Genomic DNA, 1,196 nt, shown 5'->3' on the forward strand with positions numbered 1-1,196 from the left:
CTCATCACGTTGAGTAATTTTATTCGCTACTCCACGTGGAATGACAACATAGCTTTCACCAACAATTGCGATTGCCAAAATACCTTTGATCAACTGCTCGCGGATAAGTGAATCTACATAAAGTGATTTCACTAGCGTACCGTGAGTGAAGTTGTATTTGATGTCGCCATCTTTTAAGTCGATCTTGTTCATCTCAATCAATTGATTGATCTGCGCTTTGATCTCTTTATTTAATCGCTCAGCATTTTGTTGCTCGCTCAATTGTTTATCACGCTCTAACTGTTGGCGTTTATTCTCTTCAACCGCCGCTTTTACTTCGCGTGCTTGAACGCGTGATTTTTTAGAGCCTTTCTTCGCTTTCTTTAGTTTCTTTTCATTAACTAAGCCAGCTTTCAGCATTTGTTCTTGAAGGGTAAGTTTTGCCATGTTTTATCCAGTTAGTGCGCAATTTTGGGCATTTTACCCACTATTGCCACTTGTAGTAAATAATAGTGCTTTCTATGGGTCTAAAATGTTTGGTTGGCTTGTTATCTCTTTAATGGAAAGTGCAAAGCGGGCCTTCTCCAAAGCCCGCGAGCATTACTGAAATCTAGGTGGGTTATGGTTGCCACTGTTTAGATGTGACGAGGTTATCCATCACTTTGTTTACCGCTTGATGCGCTTTGTCGACAATGGTGTCTATATCGTTACGGTTCGCGATAAGCGGTGGAGCAAATCCGAGGATGTCACCATGTGGCATGGCGCGAGCGATTAAGCCTTGCTCTAAACAGGCCGCCGCGATTTGCGGGCCTACTTTCAAGTTTGGATCAAAGTGTGCACGGCGGAGCTTGTCTGAAGAAAACTCCAACGCATGCAACAAGCCAACGCCACGAGTATCACCGACCAATGGATGATCGTTAAACGTCTCCGCCATGCGTTGCTGCAAGTAAGCGCCGACTTCGGCTGCGTTTTGCACCAGGCCTTCACGTTCAATGATATCGAGGTTGCAGTTCGCGGCTGCCGCTCCCATTGGGTGACCAGAGTAGGTATAACCGTGTCCGATAGCACCCCATTGGTCGGTGCCGTTTTCTAGCACACTCCAAACTCGTTCACCGGCGATCACGCCAGACAGCGGTTGATACGCTGAGGTTAACCCTTTCGCTACCGTGATGAGATCTGGTTTCATGTCGTAGTGGAGTGAGCCAAAATCGGAGCCG

2 protein-coding genes are annotated in these 1,196 nt (G+C 46.5%); both read right to left on the reverse strand.

Annotation, left to right across the window (positions count from 1 at the left end):
* Positions 1–426 (reverse strand): DUF2058 domain-containing protein (locus tag IQR33_RS01620; protein WP_228013706.1); only part of this gene is annotated, 426 nt, incomplete at its 3' end.
* Positions 427–598: 172 nt separating this feature from the next.
* Positions 599–1,196 (reverse strand): aminotransferase class III-fold pyridoxal phosphate-dependent enzyme (locus IQR33_RS32060; protein WP_228013707.1); only part of this gene is annotated, 598 nt, incomplete at its 5' end.

The organism is Vibrio sp. OPT46, assembly GCF_015163535.1.
Lineage (GTDB): Bacteria > Pseudomonadota > Gammaproteobacteria > Enterobacterales > Vibrionaceae > Vibrio > Vibrio alginolyticus.